A 23,988-nucleotide genomic window follows, 5' to 3' on the forward strand; every position below is an offset into this window, starting at 1 on the left:
CCGACCGCTCTCCCCCTCCGACCTCCGGGACTGATCGTGACACGCCTCGGCGAATCCGTGCAGCGCGTTCGGGCGCTGCTGGCGCAGGACCTCTCGACGGACGACACCGTGCGGGAGCTGCTCACGGAGACGGGGGCGCGCCGCTCGTTCGAACTGACCGACCTGTCGGCCAAGGAGCAGGCGGAGCTGATCGCGGGCCGGGCGGTCGACGTGCTGCCGTCGGTCGCGGCGCTGGCCGAGCGGATCGAGGCGGCGCGCGCCGAGGGGCGCGGGCTGCGGGTCAAACTCGGCATCGACCCGACCGCCGTGGACGTGCACCTGGGACACGCGGTGCCGATCATCGCGCTCAGCCGCTTCCAGCGGATGGGGCACGACGTGACGCTGATCATCGGCGACATCACGGCGAAGATCGGCGACCCCTCGGGGCGCTCCAGCGAGCGGCCGCCGCTGACCGACGAGGACATCGCGCGGAACCTGGCGGGCTACCGCGACCAGGTCAGGCCGTTCTTCGACTTCGAGCGGGTGCGGTTCCGGCACAACAGCGAGTGGCTGTCCGGGGTGGCGCTGCCGCGGCTGATCGGCCTGCTGGCGCAGGTGCCGGCCTCCGCGCTGTTGCAGCGCGAGGACTTCCGCACCCGGCTGGAGGCCGGGCACGGGCTCAGCATGTCGGAGCTGATCTACCCGGTGGCCATGGCCATCGACTCGGCGGAGATCGACGCCGAGGTCGAGCTGGGCGGCGTGGACCAGCTGCTGAACATGCAGATGGGCCGGCGGGTGATGGAGATCTACGGGCTGCCGCCACAGCTCGTCGTCACGATGCCGCTGATCGAGGGCACCGACGGCACCGGCGCGAAGATGTCGAAGTCCCAGGGCAACTACATCGCGCTGGGGGCGACCGCCGACGACGTGTTCGGCAAGATCATGTCGGTGCCCGACCGGCTGATGGAGCCCTACCTGCGCGCCTGGACGGAGTGGACGGACGCCGAGATCGGCATGGTGGCCGAGCGGCTGGCGGACTCCTCGCTGCACCCGATGGACCTCAAGCGGGTGCTGGCCGGCGAGGCGGTCACCGCGCTGCACGGCGTGGACGCGGCGATGGCGGCGCGGGCCGGGTTCGCCGCGCAGTTCTCCCGCCGCAGCTTCGGCGAGGTGGCCACGCTGCCCGAGGTGGACCTCGCCGAGCACGGCGCCGAGGGGGTGGCCACCGTGCTGACCCGGGTGCTGGAGTTCACGCCGAGCGCCTCCGCGGCCCGCCGGCTGGCCAAGCAGAACGCGCTGCGGCTGGTGCTGGAGTCCGACGGGGGCGAGCAGCGGGCCGCCGTGCTGACCGAGCCGGACGCCCTGCGCCCGTTGGGCGAGATCGTGGCCGAGCAGCTGGCGGGGGCCAGCGGGACGACCGGGGTGTTCCTCAAGGCCGGCCGGAAGCTGGCCGTGCTCCGCGGTGCCCCGGTCCCCGCGGCCTGACCCGGCGCCCCGCTCCGGGACGGCCGAGTCCACCCTGACCTGCCCCTGAGGTCCGGCGTAGGGTGGGCAGGGAGGGATGGTGATGGGTGTGACACGGCGACGCACACAGGCGGATCCCGCCGTCTTCCGGATCACCAGCGCCCGGCAGAGCCTGGACGACGACGTGCGCGGGCGGCAGCGCCGCTACGTGATCTCGATGCTCGTCCGCACGGCCGCGGTGTTGCTCACCGTGCTCCTGTGGGACGTCAGTCGCCCACTGGCGGTGGTGGCGCTGGTGCTCGGCGCGGTGTTGCCGTATGTCGCCGTGGTGATCGCCAACGCCGGTCGGGAGAACGCGCCGAAGCTGCCCTCCACCTTCCTCACCAGCACGTCCGGGCATGAGCTGCCGCCCTCGGAGCGGAATTCCGAGGACGATGATCACAAGCGGAGCTGAGCCCTCCGCAGAGAAAGCTCAAGAAATCCTCAGATGATTTGAGCGCTTCCGGTGCCGCGGGCCCGGCGTTGCATGTCATACTTCAAGAGCGCTCCGTATCCCCCGTCGGAGCGACGGACCGACGCCGGGCGGCTCCCCCCGTGGCCGCCCGGCGTCGCCATGTTCATCACGTGAGGCACTTGAGGAAGTTGGATGGATTCGGTGTTCGATGAATCCACGGACGGCCCGGTCGTGTGCTCGGCGAAGGGGTGCCGCGCGGACGCCGTGTGGGTGCTCGTCTGGAACAATCCCAAGCTGCACACCCCGGAGCGGCGCAAGACCTGGGTGGCCTGCGCCGAGCACCGCGAGCATCTGAGCCAGTTCCTCGGCGTGCGCGGGTTCCTGAAGGACGTGGTGCCGCTGGAGGAGTGGCGGCGGTCAGCCGCCGATGGCTGACATCGGGCGGCTCGGCTGACGGAACTCCGGCTCGTCCAACCCGGACCCGGCCTTCTTGCCCCACGTCGCGGCCCGCCAGCGGGCGGCCAGCTCGGCGTCGGTGGCCCCGGCGCGCAACGCGCCGCGCAGATCGGACTCCTCCCGGGCGAACAGGCAGGTGCGCACCTGACCGTCGGCCGTCAGCCGGGTGCGGTCGCAGGCCCGGCAGAACGGGCGGGTCACGGAGGCGATGACACCGACCCGCGCCGGCCCGCCGTCGACCAGCCAGCGCTCCGCCGGAGCCGCGCCGCGCTCCCCGTCGTCCTCCGCGGTGAGGGTGAACCGGGTGCGCAGCGACGCGAGGATGTCCCCGGCGGTGACCATCCGGTCGCGCTGCCAGCCGTGCTGCGCGTCCAGCGGCATCTGCTCGATGAACCGCAGCTCGTACTCGTGCTCCAGGGCCCAGGCGAGCAAGTCGGGCGCCTCCGCCTCGTTCAGCCCGGGCAGCAGCACCGCGTTCACCTTGACGGGGGTCAGTCCGGCCTCCCGCGCGGCGGCCAGGCCGCGCAGCACGTCGCCGTGCCGGCGGCGCCGGGTGATCCGGTGGAACATCTCCGGATCGACGGTGTCCAGCGAGACGTTGACCCGGTCGAGGCCCGCCTCGCGCAGCTGGCCGGCGACCCGCTCCAGGCCGATGCCGTTCGTCGTCAGGGAGAGCTGGGGGCGCGGGCCGAGCTCGGCACAGCGCGCCACGATGCCGACGAGCCCGGGGCGCAACAGCGGCTCCCCGCCGGTGAACCGCACCTCGGTGACGCCCAGCTCGACCACCGCCACCCGCACCAGCCGGACCACCTCGTCGTCCGTGAGCAGCTCCGGCTTGGCCAGCCAGGCCAGCCCCTCCTCCGGCATGCAGTACGTGCAGCGCAGGTTGCAACGGTCGGTCAGCGAGACCCGCAGATCGGTGGCGGTCCGACCGTAGGTGTCGAGCAGCATGCGAGGACCTCCGGCCCGTGAGCCCGGTGCGAACGGCTGCCAAGCAGCGTACGCCACTGGTCTGACATGCCCCGCGCCCGCCGGGGCGGCGGCGCGGTGGCGGTTCGGTGGTGGCGGCGCGGGCCGCGGTGCGGCCGGCGGGAGGTCGGAGCTGGTCGGGCGTCAACTCCGGGGCGCTTGGCGGGCGCTGTCGGTGGCGACCCGTATCCTCAGGGACCATGCTTGAAGACCACCAGGCAGCCGCGACGCAGGCTCCCGCACAGCAGTCCGTCTCCGGCTCGTGGCCCTCCGGCTATCCCGCCGGGTATGCCGTGGTCGACGTCGAGACGACCGGACTCTCGCGTGACGACCGGATCGTCTCGGCCGCGGTCTACCAGTTGGACGCCAAGGGCGAGGTGGAGGACCACTGGTACACGGCGGTCAACCCGCAGCGCGACCCGGGACCCACCTGGATCCACGGGCTGACGGCCGACATGCTCGCCGACGCCCCGCTGTTCGCCGAGATCGCCGGGGACCTGTCGGACCGGCTGGCGGGCCGGGTCCTGGTGGCGCACAACGCCGAGTTCGACTGGGCCATGATCGCCCGGGAGTACGCGCGGACCCAGGGCGCGGCCCCGGTGGACCACCGGCTCTGCACCATCAAGTTGTCCAAGGCGCTGGCGTTGCCGCTGCGGAACCACAAGTTGGAGACCCTCGCGGCGTACTTCGGGGTGGCGCAGCGCCGGGCCCACCACGCGCTGGACGACGCCCGGGTGCTGGCCGAGGTGTTCCGGCCGAGCCTGCACCAGGCCGCTGGCGCCCGGTTGCCGCTGCCGCTGCTCGCCTGCCGGCCGCTGACCGTGTGGACCGAGCTGCCCGACCCGGACGAGGAGACGGACGGCGAGCTGGCGCGCCGCGACCGGCCCTGGCGCGCCGGGCGGCGCCCGGCGCGGCGGCGCGCGCCGTGCCCGTACCCCAATCCGGGTCGGTGGGAGCCGGGCGGGCGGCTGGTGCAGGGGATGCGCGTGGCGTTCTCCGGGGACACCTCGGTCGAGCGGGAGCTGCTGGAGGACCGGGCGGCGGCGGCCGGCCTGCAGGTGGCGCCCACGCTCTCCCGGCTGACGAGCCTGCTGGTCACCAACGATCCGGAGGCGGCGACGGCCAAGGTGATCAGGGCCAGGGCGTTCGGCACCCCGGTGGTGGACGAGGCGGCCTTCACCCGGCTGCTGGACGACGTGGCCCCGGCGCGGGAGGGATAGCTGACTTCGGGTACGGTCGGGGGCTGTGTACCGCTTTCTGCTGTCGCGGCAGTGGGTGATCCTCACGCTCGTCGCGCTGGGCCTGATCCCGACCATGGTGTGGCTGGGCTTCTGGCAGCTGCACCGGCACGAGCAGCGGGTCGAGCGCAACGACCTGATCGCCGGCAGCCTGGACAGCCCGCAGGTCGCCATGGCCGAGCTCACCGAGGTCGGCGGCGAACCGGACCCGGACGACCGGTACCGGCCGGTGACGGCCACCGGCGAGTACCGCGTCGCGGACCAGGTGCTGGCGCGGCAGCGGGCCAACGACGCGGGAGCCGTCGGGTACTACGTGCTCACCCCGCTGATCCAGGAGGACGGCACCGGGGTGCTCGTGAACCGCGGCTGGGTCCCGGCGGGCAACGACCCGACGCGGGCGCCGGCGGTCGCCGCGCCGCCCGCCGGCGAGGTCACGGTGACCGGCCGGCTGATGGTCGACGAGACCAGTGGCACCACCGGCATCCGGGACCGTTCGGGCCTGCCCGAGGGCATGGTGATGCTGATCAACGCCGAGCGGCTGGGCGCGGAGCTCGGCACGCCGATGCTGGGCGGGTACGTGGAGCTCACGGACACCGCACCGGCGGCGGCCGAGGACGGCGGAGGCGGCGGCAGCCGCCCGGAGCCGCTGCCCGAGCCGGACCACACCAGCATCGGCGCGCACTTCGCCTACGCCATCCAGTGGTGGCTCTTCGCCGCGGGCGTCCCCGTCGGCTGGGTCCTGCTGCTCCGCCGCGAGCTGCACGACCGGCGGACCCAACGTGAGCCCGGGACGGGCGGCACGAGCGGCGTCCGGAGCGCCGGAGACGCGGGAGACGGCGGCGCGGGTGGCGCCCGGGGCGCCGAGAGCGCCGCGCCGAGCCCCCGCGGCACCGCGGCGGGCGACCCGAACGGCTCGGCCCCCGAAGCCGCCCCCGGTCCCGCGGCCGCCCGGCTCTGACCCACGTCCTCCCGGACCCGCGCCCGACCCTGCCCCCGCCGGGATCGCCGTCACCCGTCACCCGTCACCCGTCACCCGTCACCCGTCACCCGTCGGGCAGACGTTCTCGTGGTCGCTGGACGATCCGGGCCCGGGCGGGCGGTTGGCCGGTGCGCCGGACCGATGTCGGCTCCGGCAGCGCGGGCCAGTAGTGGTCGGTGAACAGGCGGGCGACCAACGCGCCCCGGCTTGAGACGCCGGCCTTGGCGAAGATCGTCTTGAGGTGGTCGCGGACCGTGTGCGGCGAGATGAAAAGCGCCGTCGCGATCTCGGCGGTGGTCATCCCGCGTGCGGTGAGCTGGGTGATCTGGAGCTCCCTCGGGGTCAGGCCGTACGCCTCCGCGACCAGCACCGCCAGGTCGCCGGGGGTCGCCGGCTCGATGACCAGCGCCACCGGTCCCGGGCTGCCGCCCTGGCCGGTGAGGCATGAGGCGTGGCAGGTCAGCCAGCGGCCCTCGGTGGTGCGGATGCGCACGCGGGCGCCGCCGCGATCCCGGCCGGCGGCGACGGCGCGCGCCTGGAACGCCGTGCCGATCACCCAGATCGGCAGTCTCAGGCCCAGCGCGGTGGGAAACGAGGGCCCGTCCGGCAGCCGCGCGAGAAGGTGTCGCGCCTCGTCGTTGGCCGACATGGCCTGGCCGGACTCGTCGAAGAGGACCAGGCCGGGCGCCGGGGAGTCCGTGCCGCGCGCGGACGCGGGCGGCCGGGCCAACGCCCGCAGCCGCTCGGCCAGCGGACGGGACAGGTCGGCGAGCAGCGCGGTCTCCCGGGCGCGGAAGGCGTCGGTGACGCGGAACAGGCTCACCAGGCCCCAGGGGCGGTCCCCGATCCGGAACACGGCGCGCAGCTCGTCGTGCACGCCCTGGTCCCGCAGCAGGCGCCGGAACCGGCTGCTGCGGGCGGGCAGGTCACCGGTGGCCGCGCGCAACCCGGCCGCCGGCACGGCGGCCCGGGCCAGGTCGCGGAAGGGCAGGACGTTCTCCTCCAGCAGCTCGCTGTGCCAGTAGGCGGCGCAGTCCTCGCCCGAGCCCAGGTTCTCCACCAGCATCGGCGCGGTGATCAGGCCGGTTTCCGGGTCGGTGGCGGTCCACACGGCCGAGTGGAACGGCATCAGCCGCCGCAACCGGGCCGAGACGCGGCCGAACAGGTCCAGGGCGTCGCCGGCCTGTTCCGCGGCGGCGAGCACCGGTCGGCGTTGATCGGTCATGCGTGTCCCCCTCGACTGCTCGGCCCGGCCGTCGCCTGCCCGCTCCCCCCGTTCCCTCAGCCTGCCCTGCCGCCCACACCGCGCGGAACCCCTCGTTCGAGGGGGTCGTGCCCCGCCGATCTCCCGGAAGCGCGGGATGGGGTGCGCCGGCGGGGACGGGCAGGGTCGGTGGTACCGAAGACGGGGAGGCAGATCATGGACATCGCGATCGTCGGGGGAGGCGCGGCGGCCGTCGGCCTGTTGGACGCGCTCGCCGTCGCCGAGGGGAACGCCGGAGTGGCCGGGACCGGCACCATCACGGTCTTCGAGCCGTCGCCGCACCTGTGGCGGGGGCGACCCTACGGTCCGGACCTGGACGCGGTGCTGGTCAACACCCCGCCGGCGCTCATGTCCGTCCGGGGCGGTGACTTCGGCCATTTCGCGGCCTGGCTCGGGACCCGCGGCGCCGACCACCTCGACCCGCTCCTCGGCCAACCCCTGGTCCCCCGCGCGCGCTACGGCGACTACCTGGTCCACGCCGCGGAGAAGGCCGTCGGGGCGCTGGGCGAACGCGGCTGGCCGGTGCGCGTCGTGGCCGCGCGGGTGACGCACGCCGTCGTCCGCTCCGGCGGGCGCCTGGTCCTGCGCACGGACGACGGGCAGGAGCACGAGGCGGACCGCGTGGCGCTGTGCACGGGCGGGGGAAGGCTCCCGGACCCGTACCGGCTGTCCGGCGCGGCGGGCTACACGGCCGACCCCTACCCGCTCGCGGACACGCTCGACGGCATCGCCGCCGGCGACGACGTGGCGGTCGTCGGCAGCGGCCTGACCGCCGTCGACGTCGTCGTGGCACTGGCCGCGCGCCGGTATCCGGGACGGATCACGCTCCTCTCACGCGGCGGGGTGCTCCCGCACGTCTGGCAGCGTCCGGACGGCCGGCGCCCGAGGCACGTGACCGTCGAGCGGGTGGCAGGGCTGCACCGCGCTCGGGGGCGGCTCGGGCTCGACGACCTCGTGGGCCTGCTGCGCGAGGAACTGGCCGACGCGGGAGAGGACTTCGACGAACTCGCGGCCGAACTCCGGGACACCCGGACGGCCCACCCCGTCCGACGGCTCCGGCAGCAGCTCGCCGCGGTCGCCGACCCCCGGATCGGGCGCCGGGTGGTGCAGGAGACGGCACACACCGTCGGCCCGTACGCCTGGCGTCTGCTGCCCGAACCCGACCGCGCGTGGCTGCGGCGCCACCTTCGCACCGTCACGAGCGTCGCCTCGCCGATGGTCCCGGTGAACGCCTCCGTCCTGATGCGGCTCCTGGACTCGGGGCAGCTCACCGTCTCCGCGGGACTCGAAGCGATCGAGCCGGCGAACGGGCGGTTCCGGGTGCTCGACGCCGATGGCCAACGCACCGCGCACGTCGTCGTCAACGCCGTGAACCCGCCCGCGGCGGCGGTCCCGGACGCGGCCGGGCCCCTGGTCGGCGCGCTGACGGACGCCGGTCTGACCGCCCGCCACCCGTCCGGCGGGGTGGTCCCCGCCGACCCGCGCGTGCACGTGGTCGGCGATCTGGTCGGCGGCGGCTCGTTCATCACGTCGAGCATCGCGGGCGTCGCCGCGCAGGCGTCCCGCACCGCCGTGGCGCTCCGGACGCCCTGACCGTCAGCCGTCTCCGCGCCGGTCGAGACGCGCGGGGCCGGGAGAGGGTCAGCTGACGCGTTCCGCCGCGTGCTTGGCGGAGCTGATGCGAACCTCCGCGGGGAGGCTGGGCAGGCCCGTGGAGGCGCGGGCGTGTTCGAGCGCCTCGGCGCGCAACCGGCGGACCGCGTCGCCCGGGTGGGCCTGCGGCGCGAGCAGCAGGCCCACCCGGACCCGCGGCTGGTTGCGGCGGCCGACCAGCGTGACCCGGGCCCGTTCGACGCCGGGCTGTGTCTCCACCTCCGCGGTCACCACCTCCTCCATCGCCCGCCCGCGCAGCAGCGCGCCGCTGCCGTCGCCGCTGTCCACCAGCACCTCCGTGAGCCGCTTCCGCCGCAGCTGGGCCAGCAGCCACCACAGGGCGAGCAGCACCAGCACGGACAGGCCGCCGATCACCACCGGCCACCACCAGCCCTCGGCCCGCCACTGGACGCGGTCGGCCCGGGTCAGCAGCACGTCGTCGGGGCCGCGCCAGGACCACCAGGAGGGCGGCGTGAAGCCCCAACGGCGGGGCAGGTCGAGCGCGGCCAGCGTGGCCGCCAGGCCGAAGCCGAAGAGCGCGAGGCCGCACAGGCCCATCAGCACCCGGTTCACGATCCGCAGCATGCTCTCCCCCGCCCTCTCAGCGCCGCACCGGGCGGCTCACGTGCACGGACAGGGCGAGCTGCCGGGCGAGCCCGAGCTCCCCGATGCCATGGTCGAGCACCCGGTCCAGGTCCGCCCTGACCTCGTCCAGGTCCCGGAAGTGCGCCTCGGCCAGCACCCGCACCCGGCGTCGGCCGACCGCCACCCGGACCGTCCGCACCCCGGAGACCTCCATCGCCCGGTCGCGGAGCACCACGGCCGCGGCCCGGCGGTCGATACCGGCCCGCAGTTCCTCGCCCTCCAGCCGCATCGGCAGCAGGGCGCGCAGTCCCGGGGTCACCGCGAGCACGACCAGCGAGATCCCGAGCAGCATCGCGACGATCGCCCCGAACACCACCCAGCCGTCGTCGAGCGTGCGGGTGGCCAGGCCGTCGGCCAGGTCGCGCCGCCATTCGGCGGCCGGGCGGTCGGACCGCACCAGGACGACGTCGTAGAGCAGCAGGCCGCAGGCGCCCAGCAGCACCGCGCCGACCAGGGTGGCCGGGACCCGGCGGGGCGACCAGAAGCGCCCGGCGGGCCCCTCCTGCCGGCCCTCCGGCTCGTAGCGGGCCGCGGAGGCGGACTGGGCCATGGCGGGCCCGTGCTCCTCCGGCGGCGGGCCGGTCTCCGGCTCCGACTTCTCCAGCGTGGGTGCGGGCGGCCCACCGCCCGGCTCGTCGCTCACGCCGCGTTCACCTGACCCTCCCGGAACCGGGTCCGCGCCCGTCGAGGTGCGCGGAGTGCAGCCGCTCCACGTCCACGGTCACCTCGGCCGTGTCCATGTCCGCCAGCTCCTTGACCCGTCGGCTGATCTGTCGCCGCACCGCGCGGCACTGCGCGCCGATGTCGGAGGGGTAGCCGAGCTCCACGGCGACGCGGATGCTCGCCACCCCACCGGTGCCGTCGGCGCCCGGCGGGCGACGCAGCACTGCCGTGGCCTGCGGCCCGGCGCCGCGGCGCGGGCCCGCTCCGACCGCCGTCGCGGCGGCGACGGCCGTTTCCACCAGGGCCTCCCTGGCGGCCTGGATCGCGAGCTTCGCGATCACCCGTTCGGCGACGCGGGTCGAGCCCCGCTCCGCGGCGGGCACCACGGGCTGCACCGGTCACCGCCGCCGTTCGTCGTCGCGCTCCCTGGGACGGAAGAAGTCCCCGGGCTCCAGGTCTCCGTCGGCGAACCTGCCGACCAGGAAGCCGATGGCTCCCAACGCGGCCACCAACAGGAAGGCCGCGAAACCGCCGAAGTATCCGGCGAAGCCCAACGCCATGCCGGCGATCATGCCGGCCACCGCCATGCTCATGTCTGTCCGCTCCTAGGCTCGGCGAGGCTTCCGGTCACTGCAACGGCGGCCGTTCTTCGTCATCTTCCTCGCTCTCGGGCAGCTTGACATCACCCACGTTGATATTGACCTCCACGACCTCCAGGCCGGTCATCCGCTCCACCGCGGAGATCACGTTCTCCCTGACGGTCCGCGAGACGTCGGCGATGGACACCCCGTACTCGACGACGATCTCCACGTCGAGCGCGGTCTGCACCTCGCCGACCTCGGCCTTCACGCCGCGGGTCGCCGACTTGCTGCCGCCCGGCACCCGGTCCCTGACCGCGCCGAACGTGCGGGTCAGGCCGCTGCCCATGGCGTGGACGCCGACCACGTCGCGCGCCGCCATGCCCGCGATCTTCGCCACCACGCCGTCGGCGATGGTGGTCCGCCCGCGGGTCGCGGGGTCGCCCGTGCCCCGGCGGGTGCCCAGCGCCCTGGCCGGTACCGGGAACTCGGTCGTCGTCCCCGCGTCGGTGTCCGTGTCGGTCACTTCGCCCTCACTCCCTTCCGGCGACGGTCACCGCCCGCCGCTTCCTGTGCCACATTAAGCGTGTTCCCACGCCCGGGACCGGGCCGGTCGCCCCGATCGAGTGGCCGTGACGTGTAGGACATGCTGTACCCAGGTCTGGCCGGTTCGCACGAAGTGGGCGGGCGGCGAGGGGCAGGGCGGACGGAGGCGAGGCGGATGACCGCGGACGAGCGGCTGGTGGCGGCGGTCAGGGAACAGCTGGGTCTCGGCAGACTGGTGGCGCTCGGGGACCCCGAGGACGGCGCGTGGTTGGCGGAACGCGCCGCCGCGCGGGTGCTCCGGCGCGCGGTGGCCGAGGCGGTGGGCGACGTCCGGGTGGCCGGCCTTCGGCTGGCGCTGGCGGATCCGACGACCGCCGCCGCTCCCGTGGTCCCGCCCCCGCCCAGCGGGCTGCCGTCGGGACCGCTGCGGATCGCGGCCGAATGCGCGGTGGGGATGACCCGGCCGTTTCCCGAACACGCGGCCGCGGTGCGGGCGGCGCTGGTCCGGGCCGCCACCGAACGCGTCGGCCTCACGGTGTCGGCGGTGGACGTGCACGTGGTGGCGCTCCTCGACGAGACCGAGCCGGCCGAGCCGGTCCCGGGGGCGGCGCCCGCTGCGGTACGGCCGACCCGCGACAGGTCCGCCGACCCGGTGGCCGAGGCGGTGCTCGCGGTGCCCGGGGTGCTCGGGCTGTCCGACGCGCTGCCGGGCGCGTCGCGCCCCCGGGTCCTCGGCGGCCCGGGCGGCGATCCGGAGCCCGGCGGTGCCCCGGCACCGTCCCGGCGGCTGGTGCGGATGCAGCTGGTGCTGGACGCCGGGCGGCGCACGCTCGACGTGGTCCGCGACGCGCGGGCCGCCGCGGCCGAGGCCGCGGCGGCCACGTCCCCGGACCCGGTGGTCGTCTCCCTGCTGGTCACCGACCTGACCGACGAGCCGCCTCCGACCGGTCCCTGAACGCGGGAGGGCTCCCCCGCGCCGGGGCGCCGACCGGGCCGGGCGGGCTGGCGGCGCGCCCGCCGCCGGAACCCGCGGTCCCCTGTGCCCCGCGCCCTCTTGCACGCACGGAGTGACCAGTGCCCACCCGCTCCGTGGCGCCTGTGCGGCGGCGCGCTGCGCCCACCACGTGCCCCCGGGATGACCGAGCGCCAGCCCGCAGCTCGGCGGCAGCCTCTCGGTTGGGCGATCGCCGCCCCGGGGGGCGGCGCCGCCCGCATCGCGGGTGGGTCGGCCGCGACGCGCAGCGGTCCCGACGGCAGCCCGCCGGGCGGGGGCGGGACCACGGGCACCGCCTCGGCCGCCGCGCGCCGGAGCCCGCGCGCGGCGGCGTCCGCAGCCGGGCCGTCGGCCGGGCCCGCACGGCCGCGGTCCACGACCCACCGCCGCGGACCGCCCTGCGGGAAGCCGCGGCGCGGCGAGCGCTACTCCGCGAGGCCGGCGAGGTCGCGGAGGCGGCGGGATTGGGCGGCCCGTTCGGCGGCGCGTTGGGCGTCGTAGTCCTGGGTCGCGGCGGCGCGCAGCAGCGCCTTGGTCTCGATCACCGCGTCCCGCGGGGCCGCCAGCAGGGCCGCCGCCAGATCGTCCACGGTCGCGTCGAGGTCGGCGCGGGGCACGACCAGGTTGGCGAGGCCGAGCCGCTCCGCCTCGGCGGCGTGCACCGCGCGGCCGGTGGCGCAGATCTCCAGGGCCCGCGGGTAGCCGACCAGCGCCACCAGCGGGTGGGTGCCGCCGAGGTCGGGCACCAGGCCGAGCGAGGTCTCGCGCATCGCGAACTGCGCGTCGTCGGCGCAGACCCGCAGGTCACAGGCCAGGGCAAGCTGGAATCCGGCACCGATCGCGTGCCCCTGCACGGCGGCGATGGAGACCAGGTCGCCGCGCCGCCACCAGGTGAACGCCTCCTGGTAGCCGGCGATCGTCGCCAGGAGTTCGGCCTCGGGCAACCGGGCCAGTTCGGGGAGCCCGGGCTCGCCCTCGATCCCGCCGGGCTCGAACGCCCGCCGGTCGAGGCCGGCGGAGAAGGACGGACCTTCGCCGCGCAGCACGACGATCCGCACGTCACCGGGCAACAGCCGGCCGGTCTCGGCCAGCGCCCGCCACAGGGCGGGGGTCTGGGCGTTGCGCTTGTCGCCGCCCGTGAGCGTGACGGCGGCCACGGCGTCGCGCACGGTGACACGCACGCCGTCACGGTCGAGCAGGTTCATCGGCCCTCCGAAAAGTTACCCAACGGTATGGACAGACCGCAGGGTAACGGCTCGGGGGGCCCGCGCCGCGCTCAGGACGCCGTCGTGGCCTTCTTGCCGCGCGTGGCGCCGCCGCGCCCGCGGAGCGTCACGTCGGCCTCGCTGAGCATGCGGTGGACGAAGCCGTACGACCGGCCGGTCTCCTCGGCAAGGGAGCGGATGCTCTGCCCCGCCTCGTACTTCCGCTTCAGATCTGCCGCGAGCTTCTCGCGCGCGGGCCCGGTCACCCGGCTGCCCTTCTTCAGAGTCTCGGCCACCCGTGCCTCCTCGTGGGAAGTGCGCTCTGGACTCTCATGATCACCCCTATCCGGTTTCCTGGCCACCCATGCGCAAAGGTCCGTACGACAAGCGGACTTCTGTGCCGCACCGGCGCGGGGGCGCGCGGCGGGCCGGTACACGCCGTGGACGGGCGCGGCCGGGCGCCGCGAGACGCGAACGGGCAGGTCAGTCGCGGTGTGCGGCCCGCCGGGCGACCGGCGGGCCGCCCGGCGGCGGGCGGTGGACGCCGCCCAGCGGACACGCCGGGGTACCAGCCGCCTTCACACAGATGACGGAGCGGGGTTCGGCCGAATGATCCATCGCGGGTGATCACATCCGCCGGGCGACGAGCGGTGCCGCCGCTTCCGACGGGCCTCAGGCGAGCGCGACGAGGTCCGCGTAGTCCTGGCTCCAGAGGTCCTCGACGCCGTCGGGCAGCAGGATGATCCGCTCCGGCTGGAGCGCGTCCACGGCGCCCTCGTCGTGCGTCACGAGCACCACCGCCCCGGCGAAGCCGCGCAGCGCCCCCAGGATCTCCTCCCGGCTGGCGGGGTCGAGGTTGTTGGTCGGCTCGTCCAGCAGCAGCACGTTGGCCGAGGAGACCACCAGGGTGGCCAGGGCCAGCCGGGTCTTCTCGCCGCCGGACAGCACCCGGGCGGGCTTCTCCACGTCGTCGCCGGAGAACAGGAAGGAGCCCAGGGTCTTGCGCAGGTCCACCAGGTCCATGTCGGGCGAGGCCGAGCGCATGTTCTCCAGCACCGTGCGGTCCGGGTCGAGCGTCTCGTGCTCCTGGGCGTAGTACCCGAGCTTCAGGCCGTGGCCCGGGGTGACCTCGCCGGTGTCGGGCTTGTCGATCCCGGCCAGCAGCCGCAGCAGGGTCGTCTTGCCGGCGCCGTTGAGCCCGAGGATGACGACCCGGGAGCCCCGGTCGATGGCGAGCGAGACGTCGGTGAAGATCTCCAGCGAACCGTAGGACTTCGACAGGCCCTCGGCGGTGAGCGGGGTGCGACCGCACGGCGCGGGGTCGGGGAAGCGCAGCTTGGCGACCTTGTCGCGCTGCCGCTCGCCCTCCAGGCCGGCGAGCAGCCGTTCGGCGCGGCGGGCCATGTTCTGCGCGGCGACGGCCTTGGTGGCCTTGGCGCGCATCTTGTCGGCCTGGGCGTTCAGCGCGGCGGCCTTCTTCTCGGCGTTGGCCCGCTCCCGCTTGCGGCGGCGCTCGTCGGCCTCGCGCTGCACCTGGTACTGGCGCCAGCCCATGTTGTACTGGTCGATCTGCGCCCGGTTGGCGTCGAGGTAGAAGACCTTGTTCACGACGGTCTCGATGAGGGCCACGTCGTGGGAGATCACCACGAGACCGCCGCGGTACGTCCTGAGGAAGTCGCGCAGCCAGACGATGGAGTCGGCGTCGAGATGGTTCGTCGGCTCGTCGAGCAGCAGCACGTCGGCGTCGGAGAACAGGATGCGGGCCAGCTCGACGCGGCGCCGCTGGCCGCCGGAGAGCGTGTGCAGCGGCTGCTCCAGCACCCGGTCCGGCAGCCCCAGGCTGGCCGCGATGGTGGCCGCCTCGGCCTCGGCCGCGTAGCCGCCCTTGCTGAGGAACTCGGTCTCCAGCCGCTCGTAGCGCCGCATGGCGCGCTCCCGGGTGGCGGGCAGACCGCTGGCCATCCGCTCCTCGTCCTGCCGCATGCCCCGCAGCACGGTGTCCAGGCCGCGCGCGGACAGGATGCGGTCGCGGGCCAGCACCTCCAGATCGCCGGTGCGCGGGTCCTGGGGCAGGTAGCCGACCTCGCCGGTGCGGTTCACCTGGCCGCCGGCCGGCAGTCCCTCGCCGGCCAGACAGCGGGTGAGCGTGGTCTTTCCGGCGCCGTTGCGGCCGACCAGGCCGATCCGGTCGCCGCGGGAGATGCGGAGGTTGGTGGGCTCGAGGAGGATGCGGGCGCCGGCGCGCAACTCGATGCCGGTGGTGGTGATCACGGACGGACTCCAGGCAGCACAAGGGGGCGGACGTACGGGCGAGGGAGGGACTGCGCGCGGGTACGTCCGCTAATGCACGAGGAGCGATGTGTCCATGCGGCCATTCTAGCGGCGGGGCGCAAGCCGTTTTCCCGTCTCAGCTCCCACCGGTGTGCAGTTGGAAGGCCGCCCGCCTGATGCGGCGGGCGAGCGCCGGCTCCGGGTGGGCCGCGGCGAGCGCCAGCAGCACCTGGACGGTGCGCGGATGGCCGCAGGTGCGGATCTCGTCGACGAGCTCGTGGATGCTCGTCTGCCGGGCCGCGTCGAGGTGGTCGAGCAGCAGCCGCTCGGCGCCGTTCTCCTGGGCGGCCGAGGCGGTGTCCACCCACAGCCAGGTGGCCTCCTCGCGGGTCAGCACGCCGACCGTGGAGTCCGTGGCGTCCCGCGGGTCCCCACCCTCGTGGTCGGCCAGCCACAGCAGCGCGTACGGGCGCAGCATCGGCTCCTCGGCGACCGCGCGGACGGCGGCCTGGGCGGGGGCGCCGACGACCTTCAGGGCCTCGAAGGCCAGGCCGCGGATCAGCGCGTCCTCGCCCCGCGCGGCGTCCAGCAGCTCGGTGACGGCGGGTCCGGAGGGCCGGGCGGCGAGCCAGGCCCGGTACTCGGCCCGGGCCGGCCCTGGCGTCAGGGTGGCGCAGCCACGCAGCATGTCCACGGCGGACTGCTCGATGTTGCCGGCCGGACTCTGGGCGGCGATGCAGATGTGCTCCAGCTTGGTCCACATCGCCCAGCCGCCGAGCGCGGTCAGCCGGGCCCGCACCGGGCGCGCGCCGCGCGCGTGCAGGGTCAGCGCCCCCACGGAGGCCAGCGCGTCCAGGGCCCAGCCCAGCAGCCGGACCAGCTCGGCGTCGTCCGCGGGCGCCGGCGGGGCGGGCGCGGCGTCGGCGTCGGCGTCGGAAGCGGCGTCCCGTGCTATCTCCTCGGGTCCGGGTCTGGTCTCCTCGGCGGGCCGCTCCGCGCGCAGCTCGCCGATCCGCTGCCGCAGCAGGTCGACGAGGCCGGCGGCGGTCACCGGGCCGTCGGACAGCTGCATCACGGACAGCAGCTGCGGCACCGCGGCCACCACCTCGGCCACCGCGCCCGGTTCGGCGTCCGGCGGGGCGGGGCGGGCCAGCGACCAGGCGTCGAAGAGGGCGACCCAGCCGCGCAGCGCGGCGGTGTCGTCCTCCTCCCAGGCGCGCAACCGCCATCCCGCCCGGACGGTGCCGCCGTCCGCGCTGTCCGCGCCGTACTCGACGAGACCGGCGAGGCGGGCGCGCCCCCAGTGGTCCCGCACCTGACTCGCGGTCAGACCGAGTTCGGCCGCCGCCTCCCGGCCCGCCGCCTCCGGCGAGGTGCCGGTGCGGTCCGCCCACCGGGCGAGCCGCACCGCCTCGGCGAGTTGGGCGCGCGCCTGCCGGGCGAGCCGGGGGCGGGGCACGGCGTCGTTGGGGGGCGCCGGGGTACGTCGGCCGGGGCCGGGGCGCCCGGATGCGGAGGCGTGGGGAGACGCCGCCTGGGGGACAAGTCGCAACCGGGGCTCACGCGGAGTTCGGGACGTCACGTGAGCAGTTTCACGCCTTCGGGTCCGAAAGCCCAAACTCCCCGCACAGAGCCACACATGACGGGGGTCGTCACATGAGCGGAGTGAGGAAACGTCCCAGCGCCTCCTCGTAGGCCCGCGGGTCGGCGTTCCACATGGCCGCGTGCTGCGCCCGCGGCACGGTGTGCAGCACGACGCTCTCGGCGTGTCGCGCGGCCAGCGCGTGGGAGGCGGCGTACGGGGCGATGGTGTCGTCGGGTCCGTGCACCAGCAGGACCGGCAGCGGCCTGCCGCGGGGCCCGGTGGGATGGTCGGGCGGGCCGTCGAGGGCGTGGTCGGAACGCGCGGCGGTGGCCCGGGGCCCGGCCGTGGGGTCCGCGTCCACATGGGCCGGCGGGCCGCCGTCGAGGCCGATCCTGGCCCGGGCCGCGCTCACGGCCAGCGGCACCAGCGGCCCGGGCACCCCGCGGTGCGCGGCCAACGCCCGCACGGTGGCGGCGGGGTCGAGCACCGGCGAGTCGAGCACGATGCCGCTGATCCGCCCGCGCAGCGGCGAGTGCGCGGCGGCGTACAGGGCCATCGTGCCGCCGGTGGACCAGCCGTAGAGCACCAGGCGCCGGGCGCCGTTCCTGACCGCGTACCGCAGCGCGGCGTCGGCGTCGGGCCATTCGGCGGCGCCGAGCATGCTGACGCCCGAGCGCGGACGCGGCGCGCCGGGGTCGCCCCGGTAGCCGGGCAACAGCACGGGAAAGGCGCGCCGGTGCAGGAACGGGACGAGGTTCAGCGGATGTTCGCGGGTGGCGCCGAGGCCGTGCAGCGCGATCACCCAGGTGTCGCGCTCGCCGGGCACGAACCAGGCGGGGAGCGAGCCGCCGTCGCCGGGGATCTCCACGTCGGCGTGCGGGATGCCGAGCGCGGTGCGCGGGTCGCCGCGGTGCAGCTGCGGGGTCAGCGCCACGGTGGCGCCGGCCAGCAACTCGCCGCGGTTCACCCGCTCCAGCCGGCGCACCACCGTGTCGGGGTCGCTCGCGACGTCCAGGACCGGGCCGACCACGGCGTGTCTGGTGCCCGAGGCGACGGCGAAGGTGCCGGGCAGCTGCGAGTCCAGCGAGCGGGTGAGCGTCACCCGCCCGGCGGCGACCCCGTGCACCGTCAGCCGGGGCCCGGCGAAGCCGGCCGGGCGAGGGGAACGGGAGGCGGCACCCAGCGCCGCGCCGCTGGCCCACCGGCCCGCGGCGAGCGTGACCGCCCCCGTGGCGAGCAACGTGGTGGCGGCCACGGCCGCCGTCGTGCGCCGACGCATACCTCCCAGCATGGGGGCAGCGCGGCGCGGCGGCCAGCGGAGCGGGTTGGCGAGAAGTGACCCATCGGCGACACCGACCGGAATGCCATATAGCATACTGATGGCAGCACATTGCACAGCGGCGATTTGTTAGGTGCACCTTAGTTAGGTGGCACTAAGTCAGCTTCGTTCAGCCAGAGATCGATCAGCAATCTGTCGAACTTGTCTCCCACCAGTCCGACATCCGCAAAGGAGCGACCATGCCCAGGGCAGACGACCCGGCTATCAACCGCCGCAGGCTGAGCACCGACCTGCGCCGGGCTCGGGACAAGAGCGGTCTGACCCAGCACCAGGCCGCGGAGGCCCTGGAGTGGTCCGTTTCCAAGATCATCAGAATCGAGAAGGGCACCGTCGGGCTCTCGGTGACCGACCTGCGGGCGATGCTCCAGGAGTACCGCGTGGAGGACCCCGAGCAGGTCGCCTCCCTCGAACAGGCGGCCAGGCACAGCAAGGGCCAGTCCTGGTGGGTGGACTACCGGGACGTCATCGGCCCGAAGTTCGCCCTCTACCTGGGCTACGAGGGCGCGGCGACGGTGATCCGCGCCTTCCACCCGATCTACTTCCCCGGCTTCCTCCAGACCACCGACTACACCATGGCCCTGATGGAGCCGGAGGGCAGCCCGGACCGCGCCCGGCGCACCGCAGAACTGCGAACGGCCCGCCAGGAGCGCCTGTTCGAGGAGCCGGACGGGCCCGAGACGTACTTCATCGTGGACGAGGCGGCCATCCACCGGCAGATCGGCGGGCCGCCCGTCATGCGCCAGCAGCTGCGCTACGTCAGAGGGCTGATGGCGAGGGACCGGGTCCGCGTGCGGGTGCTCCCGTTCACCGCCGGGGCGCATTTCAGCACCATCGGCTCCTTCGCGCTGCTGAGCTTCGCGGACGACGAGGACCTGGTCAACGTGGAGGCCATGACCGGCACCCTGGCCAGCCGGGACGACCGCGAGCTGATCGCCAACTACCAGGAGTGCTTCGAGTTCCTGGACCAGAAGGCGCTCAGCGACCAGGAGACGGCCGAGATGATCGACCGGGCCCTGGAGGCGCTCGGCACGAGTTGACGCCGGGCGGCGTCGCCGCCGGGGGAGGGAGTCAGGGGAGGTCCGATGTCGGTCTTCAGAAGGCGAGAGGCCCAGCCGGAGGACGTGCTGTCTCCGGCCTGCCCCGCCGACCCCTCCCCCGAGTCCCCCGAGTCCCCCGAATCCCGCGAGCCCGCGCCGGACGAGCAGGGGTCGTGGGAACGCGGGCTGACGGCCCACGACATCACCCGGCACGCCATGGTGAACGAGGCCGCCCTCGACCGGCTCATCCGGCTGGAGCGCAGCAGGAACCGGTGGAACATAGGGCGGTTCGTCGCCAAGATCGCCGCGCTGACCGCGGCCGTCGTGGTCGTGGTGCACGCCGCGCGGGGCATCGACGTGAACGTGCCGGCCGCGGTCTGGCCGGCCGTCAGCCTGGCCGGGGCCAGCGCGGTGACGGCGCTGGTCACGCTGGCGGGGGGCCGCCTTCTCGGGCGGCGGGGCGGCCGGGCGGGCGCCCCCGGAGACGGAACGGGCCAAGCACCCGGCGACGCGCCGTAGCGGGGTCGCGGACCCACCACAGGCCGGCGCCACCCGCCACGGTGACGGCCACGGCCAGCCAGACGAGCAACCGGGCCGCGGCACCGTCGACGAGCAGCGAGGCGCAGGCTCCGCCGACGGTGGCGCTCCCGCCGGACACCAGGCAGTAGCTCAGGAACGCGTCAGCGGCCGGCTTCCGCCGCTCGTCTCGGTCCCGCATGGCGCCTCCGATCGCGCCTCGCCGCACATGGTCAGGGAGCGGTCAGCCCTGTCGAACGGAGCGCCACCAGCGCGGCGCGCCACGAGGTCGCCGAGAATCGCAACTCCGGTCCCCGCCGCTTCTTCGAGTCGCGCACCAGCACGTCACCGCCGGTACGCGCGACCTCGCAGCACTCGCCGTCCGGGATGCTGAAGCTGCTCTTCCTCCAAGTCCGCGCGGACGGCTCCGAGACGGTCACGCTGCCCTCCTGACACCCGAGAGCCAGCGTCCCCGGCGCGTTGACTCGTCGCCCGGACCGTCTCACCCTAACGCCGCGGCCGTCGGACCGCACGGGGGATCAGGGAGCCGGCCATATCTGGGTCTTACCCCGCGCGATCCGTTCATGAGCCGTTCCCCCGCGGTCACTTCAGGACAACCGGGATCAGCCGACGATGCGGCCGGCCAGCACGATGCGGGTGGGGTGGGCCAGCACCCGCACGTCCTCGCGCGGGTCCTCGGGGTAGAGGACCAGGTCCGCGGGGGCGCCCTCGGTCAGTCCCGGACGGCCCAGCCAGTCCCGGGCCCGCCAGGTGGCCGCGGAGAGCGCCTCGACGGGCGGCAGGCCGGCCGCCACCAACTCGGCGACCTCGCCGGCGATCAGCCCGTGCGCCAGGCCGCCGCCGGCGTCGGTGCCGGCGAAGATCCGCACGCCCGCCTCGTACGCGGCCCGCACCGTGTCGTGCCGGCGCTCGTACAGGCGCCGCATGTGGTCCGCCCAGCGCGGGTAGCGCGCCTGCCCGGCGAAGGCCAGCGCGGGGAAGGTGGCGATGTTCACCAGGGTCGGCACGATGGCCACCCCGTGCTCCACGAACAGCGGGATGGTGTCCTCGGTCAGCCCGGTGGCGTGTTCGACGCAGTCGATTCCGGACTCGACCAGGTCTCGCAGCGAGTCCTCGGCGAAGCAGTGCGCGGTGACCCTGGCGCCCTCCTCGTGCGCGGCGGCGATCGCCGGGCCGAGGGCCTCGCGCGGCCAGCAGGGCGCCAGGTCCCCGCGCTCCCGGTCGATCCAGTCGCCGACCAGCTTGACCCAGCCGTCGGAGCGGCGGGCCTCGCGCCGGACGAACTCCGTCAGCCGCTCCGGCTCGATCTCGTGGGCGTACTCCCTGATGTAGCGCCGGGTGCGGGCGATGTGCCGCCCCGCCCTGATGAGACGGGGCAGGTCGTCCCGCCCGTCCATCCACCGGGTGTCGGCCGGCGAGCCGGCGTCGCGCAGCAGCAGCGCCCCGGCGTCCCGGTCGATGACCGCCTGCCGTTCCGCGGTCGCCTCGTCCACGGCGCCGTGCGCGTCCAGGCCGACGTGGCAGTGCGCGTCCACCAGCCCGGGCAGCGCCCAGCCGGAGACGGTGACCGAGCCCCGGGTGTCGGTCGGGCGACGCAGGCTGATCCGGCCGCCCACGACCCACACCTCGTCGAGCACGTCGGTCTCGGGGCACGGGCCGGTCAACACGCGGCCGCGGATGCGCAGCACTGGTCCGTCGGTCATCTCGGCAGCGTACGCATCCCCTGCTACTCTCCAGATTCGTTGGGGGTTTGAACGCACGGACGAACACTGCACGGCCTGTCGAACGCTTTCGACAGGCTTCCCGAGCCGCAGACCGAGGAGGCCGGCGTGGGCACCCCCACCGAAGACTTCCACGCCTTCTTCGAGCAGCATCATGCCGAACTGTCCCGACTCGCCCATCTTCTGTTGGGCAACGCCGACGGCGCGGACGGCGCCGACGATCTGGCGGCCGACGCCCTGGTCGCCATCTGGCACCGTTGGGACCGCGTGAGCGCCGCCAACCATCCCCTGGCCTACGCCCGTGGCGTGGTGGCCAATCTCGCCCGTTCGCGGATCCGCAGCAGAACCCGCGAGCGGCGCCGCGTGGCCCTGTTCTGGTCCAGACACGGGGAACACGCGGAAGGGCCCGACGTACCGGCGGTGCTGGACGTCCGGGCCGCCCTGAACCGGCTGCCGTACCGGAAACGCGCCTGTGTGGTGCTGCGGCACGCGTTCGATCTCTCGGAGCGGGAGACGGCACGCGCGCTCGGCATCTCGATAGGTACCGTGAAGAGCCAGACCTCACGCGGTATCGCCGAGCTGGAACGGCTGCTCACCCAGACTCCGGCCCGGCGGGACGAGCGGGGTACGCACGAGACCCTCCGGGTGCTACCCACCGCTCCCGCGGAACGGAGAACGTGAATGTCGGACCGCCCCGACGCCGCTGAGCTGCTGCGCGCGGCCGCCCGCGCGCACCGGCCCGACCGGGAGCGGATGCTGGCGCGCGTCGAGCGCGGCATCCGCGGCACCGGCGCGGCCGGCGGCGCGGGACGGTCCGCCCAGGCATCCCTCGGACGAGGGCTCGACCGGCTGCGGGGCAAGGCCCGGGTGGTCGGGGCCGCGGCGGCGCTCACGGTCACCGTCGGGGTGGCCTCGGCCGCCGTGGCGTGGACCGCCGACCAGCCGTCCGAGCCCACCGCGCGGCCGGCCGACCCCCCGGCCCAGACCGGCGCCGGGGGCGCCGGGGGCACGGGGGGTCCCGCTGCGCCGGACGCCGAGGTGCGGACCTCGGCGGAACTGGATCCGGGCAGCAATCCCTACTGGTCGCAGAGCAACGTCACGGTCCGGACCAGCGCGCCGTTGACGGCCTTCACGCTGGAGCTCCGCATCGCGGCGACCGGCGGCGTGGCGGCGACCGGCGCATGGCGCACGCTGCCGAGCGACGACTTCGAGCTGGACGTGGCCGCCGAGGGCGGGGCGCTGGTCTTCCGCTGGACGCTGCGCCAGGGCGCCGAGATCCCACCCGGCGAACACGTGTTCGCCGGCCAGTACGACCACGGCGAGGGCCGCCGCATCGGCGACGACTTCTACCGGGTGACCGGCAGAAGCGCCAGCGGGCCGGTGTCGGCGCGCGGCGACTTCGAATCCCGCTAACCCGATCGGACCACTCGAGGAGACTTGAGTGATCCAATGTGCGGCCCGTACCAGAAGTTTTCTCCGGCAATTCATCGGAGCGTTTGCGAGGCAATTGAGAGCAGAGGTATCGGTCCGCTTCTGCCCCGTTTCCCGTGCCTTAAACGCAGGCATTCTCGTGATGTTGAGCGTCACTGTACGGGGTCGCGAGCATCACAACTCCGTTACAAACATGTGACAAACCCTCCACGTGCGCCCGCTTTGTCCGGTAACTAACGGTCATACCAGCGGATTTCGCCGCCCCCTGCGCATCGCGCGCCTGCGCGCGATAACACACCCCTCTGGCCCTGTTAACCCCCTCCCCCGATGCGATCTCAACTTTCCCTCGGTAAATTTGATGTGCATGAAGCCCGCACCAGCAGACCATGCACCTGCCGATAGCGATTACCTGGAAATGCCCCCGGGAGTGGTGCTGGACAGTCCCCGCACGGAGGACGGAGCGGTTCTCTGGCGGATTGCCCGCGACTCCCGGGTACTGGATCTCAACTCGTCCTACAGCTACCTGTTGTGGTGCCGCGACTATGCCGCTACCTCCATCGTGGCCCGGGACGCCACCGACCCTCTGCAGGCCCCGGTCGGCTTCATCACCGGCTACACCCGCCCCGACGCGCCACGCACCCTGCTCATCTGGCAGGTGGCCGTCGACAGCTCCCGGCGCGGGCAGGGCCTGGCCGGCGCGATGCTGGACGCCCTGGCCCTGCGGGCCGGAGCGACGTGCGGGGTGGACGTCATAGAGACGACCATCACGCCCGGTAACAAGGCTTCGCACCGGCTGTTCACCTCCTTCGCGGAGCGGCACTCGGCCGCGGTGGCACGCGAGGTGCTCTTCGACGCGGGCGCCTTCCCGGAAGCGGGCCACGAGCCCGAGGTGCTGTACCGCATCGGGCCACTCACGGCCGACCGGCCGTGACCCCGGCCCCCACCCCGGTTCCCCTGAACCCATCGGACCCCGGACCCCG

General features: G+C 74.5%; 26 protein-coding genes. 12 read left to right on the forward strand and 14 right to left on the reverse strand.

Annotated features, from left to right (window positions below):
- Positions 1-36 precede the first annotated feature (36 nt).
- From tyrS to ABGB06_RS19665, 3 genes are all read left to right on the forward strand, one after another.
- Positions 37-1,464: a tyrosine--tRNA ligase gene (tyrS, locus tag ABGB06_RS19655; protein ID WP_347591123.1), complete on the forward strand. Its 1,428-nt coding sequence runs from the start codon at positions 37-39 to the stop codon at positions 1,462-1,464.
- A gap of 82 nt (positions 1,465-1,546) precedes the next feature.
- Positions 1,547-1,897, forward strand: coding sequence for a DUF3099 domain-containing protein (locus ABGB06_RS19660; protein ID WP_347591125.1), 351 nt, complete (start codon positions 1,547-1,549; stop codon positions 1,895-1,897).
- Between the two features lie 192 nt (positions 1,898-2,089).
- Positions 2,090-2,332, forward strand: a complete 243-nt coding sequence (locus ABGB06_RS19665) for a hypothetical protein (protein WP_347591127.1) — start codon at positions 2,090-2,092, stop codon at positions 2,330-2,332.
- Here ABGB06_RS19665 and moaA read toward each other — a convergent pair.
- Positions 2,315-3,304 carry a GTP 3',8-cyclase MoaA gene (gene moaA, locus ABGB06_RS19670; protein ID WP_347591129.1) on the reverse strand — a complete coding sequence of 330 codons (990 nt, stop codon included), beginning with the start codon at positions 3,302-3,304 and terminating at the stop codon, positions 2,315-2,317. The genes ABGB06_RS19665 and moaA overlap by 18 nt on opposite strands.
- Before the next feature lie 218 nt (positions 3,305-3,522).
- Between moaA and ABGB06_RS19675 the strand changes: the two genes are divergently transcribed.
- Together ABGB06_RS19675 and ABGB06_RS19680 are read left to right on the forward strand one after the other, a co-directional pair.
- On the forward strand, positions 3,523-4,542 hold the full coding sequence (locus ABGB06_RS19675) for a DEDDh family exonuclease (protein ID WP_347591131.1): 1,020 nt from the start codon (positions 3,523-3,525) through the stop codon (positions 4,540-4,542).
- Between the two features lie 25 nt (positions 4,543-4,567).
- A complete protein-coding gene (locus tag ABGB06_RS19680; RefSeq protein WP_347591133.1) occupies positions 4,568-5,518 on the forward strand; it encodes an SURF1 family protein in 951 nt (316 codons plus the stop codon).
- A gap of 85 nt (positions 5,519-5,603) precedes the next feature.
- Here the strand turns inward: ABGB06_RS19680 and ABGB06_RS19685 are convergent, their stop codons facing one another.
- On the reverse strand, positions 5,604-6,764 hold the full coding sequence (locus ABGB06_RS19685; RefSeq protein ID WP_347591135.1) for a LuxR C-terminal-related transcriptional regulator: 1,161 nt from the start codon (positions 6,762-6,764) through the stop codon (positions 5,604-5,606).
- Between the two features lie 195 nt (positions 6,765-6,959).
- On the opposite strand from ABGB06_RS19685, the gene ABGB06_RS19690 reads away from it, so the two are divergent.
- Positions 6,960-8,396 (forward strand): FAD/NAD(P)-binding protein, encoded by a 1,437-nt coding sequence (locus tag ABGB06_RS19690; RefSeq protein WP_347591137.1) that lies wholly within the window; start codon positions 6,960-6,962, stop codon positions 8,394-8,396.
- A 48-nt stretch (positions 8,397-8,444) separates the two neighbouring features.
- On the opposite strand, the gene amaP is transcribed toward ABGB06_RS19690, so the two are convergent.
- The 5 genes from amaP to ABGB06_RS19715 form a co-directional block, all read right to left on the reverse strand.
- The gene (gene amaP, locus ABGB06_RS19695) at positions 8,445-9,041 is read right to left on the reverse strand and encodes an alkaline shock response membrane anchor protein AmaP (protein WP_347591139.1); all 597 of its coding nucleotides are present in this window, start codon (positions 9,039-9,041) and stop codon (positions 8,445-8,447) included.
- A 16-nt stretch (positions 9,042-9,057) separates the two neighbouring features.
- Complete coding sequence (locus ABGB06_RS19700; protein WP_347591595.1) at positions 9,058-9,651, reverse strand: DUF6286 domain-containing protein; 594 nt, start codon at positions 9,649-9,651, stop codon at positions 9,058-9,060.
- Positions 9,652-9,751: 100 nt separating this feature from the next.
- Positions 9,752-10,159 carry a hypothetical protein gene (locus ABGB06_RS19705; RefSeq protein WP_347591141.1) on the reverse strand — a complete coding sequence of 136 codons (408 nt, stop codon included), beginning with the start codon at positions 10,157-10,159 and terminating at the stop codon, positions 9,752-9,754.
- Positions 10,160-10,162: 3 nt separating this feature from the next.
- Positions 10,163-10,357, reverse strand: coding sequence for a hypothetical protein (locus ABGB06_RS19710; protein WP_347591143.1), 195 nt, complete (start codon positions 10,355-10,357; stop codon positions 10,163-10,165).
- Between the two features lie 34 nt (positions 10,358-10,391).
- Positions 10,392-10,808: an Asp23/Gls24 family envelope stress response protein gene (locus ABGB06_RS19715; RefSeq protein ID WP_347591597.1), complete on the reverse strand. Its 417-nt coding sequence runs from the start codon at positions 10,806-10,808 to the stop codon at positions 10,392-10,394.
- A 255-nt stretch (positions 10,809-11,063) separates the two neighbouring features.
- On the opposite strand from ABGB06_RS19715, the gene ABGB06_RS19720 reads away from it, so the two are divergent.
- Positions 11,064-11,843, forward strand: a complete 780-nt coding sequence (locus tag ABGB06_RS19720; protein WP_347591145.1) for a nucleopolyhedrovirus P10 family protein — start codon at positions 11,064-11,066, stop codon at positions 11,841-11,843.
- A 464-nt stretch (positions 11,844-12,307) separates the two neighbouring features.
- Here the strand turns inward: ABGB06_RS19720 and ABGB06_RS19725 are convergent, their stop codons facing one another.
- The 5 genes from ABGB06_RS19725 to ABGB06_RS19745 all read right to left on the reverse strand — a co-directional run bounded on the left by ABGB06_RS19725 (position 12,308) and on the right by ABGB06_RS19745 (position 18,222).
- Positions 12,308-13,087, reverse strand: coding sequence for an enoyl-CoA hydratase/isomerase family protein (locus ABGB06_RS19725; protein WP_347591147.1), 780 nt, complete (start codon positions 13,085-13,087; stop codon positions 12,308-12,310).
- A 71-nt stretch (positions 13,088-13,158) separates the two neighbouring features.
- The gene (locus ABGB06_RS19730) at positions 13,159-13,383 is read right to left on the reverse strand and encodes a helix-turn-helix domain-containing protein (RefSeq protein ID WP_347591149.1); all 225 of its coding nucleotides are present in this window, start codon (positions 13,381-13,383) and stop codon (positions 13,159-13,161) included.
- A gap of 376 nt (positions 13,384-13,759) precedes the next feature.
- Positions 13,760-15,358 carry an ABC-F family ATP-binding cassette domain-containing protein gene (locus ABGB06_RS19735; protein ID WP_347591151.1) on the reverse strand — a complete coding sequence of 533 codons (1,599 nt, stop codon included), beginning with the start codon at positions 15,356-15,358 and terminating at the stop codon, positions 13,760-13,762.
- Positions 15,359-15,494: 136 nt separating this feature from the next.
- Positions 15,495-16,940 (reverse strand): hypothetical protein, encoded by a 1,446-nt coding sequence (locus ABGB06_RS19740; RefSeq protein WP_347591153.1) that lies wholly within the window; start codon positions 16,938-16,940, stop codon positions 15,495-15,497.
- Positions 16,941-17,010: 70 nt separating this feature from the next.
- Positions 17,011-18,222 (reverse strand): alpha/beta fold hydrolase, encoded by a 1,212-nt coding sequence (locus tag ABGB06_RS19745; protein ID WP_347591155.1) that lies wholly within the window; start codon positions 18,220-18,222, stop codon positions 17,011-17,013.
- 239 nt (positions 18,223-18,461) lie between these two features.
- On the opposite strand from ABGB06_RS19745, the gene ABGB06_RS19750 reads away from it, so the two are divergent.
- Positions 18,462-19,319, forward strand: coding sequence for a helix-turn-helix transcriptional regulator (locus ABGB06_RS19750; RefSeq protein WP_347591157.1), 858 nt, complete (start codon positions 18,462-18,464; stop codon positions 19,317-19,319).
- A gap of 45 nt (positions 19,320-19,364) precedes the next feature.
- Positions 19,365-19,838, forward strand: a complete 474-nt coding sequence (locus ABGB06_RS19755; protein ID WP_347591159.1) for a hypothetical protein — start codon at positions 19,365-19,367, stop codon at positions 19,836-19,838.
- A gap of 230 nt (positions 19,839-20,068) precedes the next feature.
- Here the strand turns inward: ABGB06_RS19755 and ABGB06_RS19760 are convergent, their stop codons facing one another.
- Together ABGB06_RS19760 and ABGB06_RS19765 are read right to left on the reverse strand one after the other, a co-directional pair.
- Positions 20,069-20,275, reverse strand: a complete 207-nt coding sequence (locus tag ABGB06_RS19760) for a DUF397 domain-containing protein (RefSeq protein WP_347591161.1) — start codon at positions 20,273-20,275, stop codon at positions 20,069-20,071.
- Positions 20,276-20,458: 183 nt separating this feature from the next.
- Positions 20,459-21,559: an amidohydrolase family protein gene (locus ABGB06_RS19765; RefSeq protein WP_347591163.1), complete on the reverse strand. Its 1,101-nt coding sequence runs from the start codon at positions 21,557-21,559 to the stop codon at positions 20,459-20,461.
- 126 nt (positions 21,560-21,685) lie between these two features.
- Here ABGB06_RS19765 and ABGB06_RS19770 point away from each other — a divergent pair, with 126 nt between their 5' ends.
- From ABGB06_RS19770 to ectA, 3 genes are all read left to right on the forward strand, one after another.
- Positions 21,686-22,258: a SigE family RNA polymerase sigma factor gene (locus ABGB06_RS19770; protein ID WP_347591165.1), complete on the forward strand. Its 573-nt coding sequence runs from the start codon at positions 21,686-21,688 to the stop codon at positions 22,256-22,258.
- On the forward strand, positions 22,259-22,990 hold the full coding sequence (locus ABGB06_RS19775; protein WP_347591167.1) for a hypothetical protein: 732 nt from the start codon (positions 22,259-22,261) through the stop codon (positions 22,988-22,990). It abuts the gene before it with no gap.
- Positions 22,991-23,423: 433 nt separating this feature from the next.
- On the forward strand, positions 23,424-23,939 hold the full coding sequence (ectA, locus tag ABGB06_RS19780; RefSeq protein ID WP_347591169.1) for a diaminobutyrate acetyltransferase: 516 nt from the start codon (positions 23,424-23,426) through the stop codon (positions 23,937-23,939).
- Positions 23,940-23,988 lie beyond the last annotated feature (49 nt).

Source organism: Streptomyces sp. B6B3, from assembly GCF_039871525.1.
GTDB lineage: Bacteria > Actinomycetota > Actinomycetes > Streptomycetales > Streptomycetaceae > Streptomyces.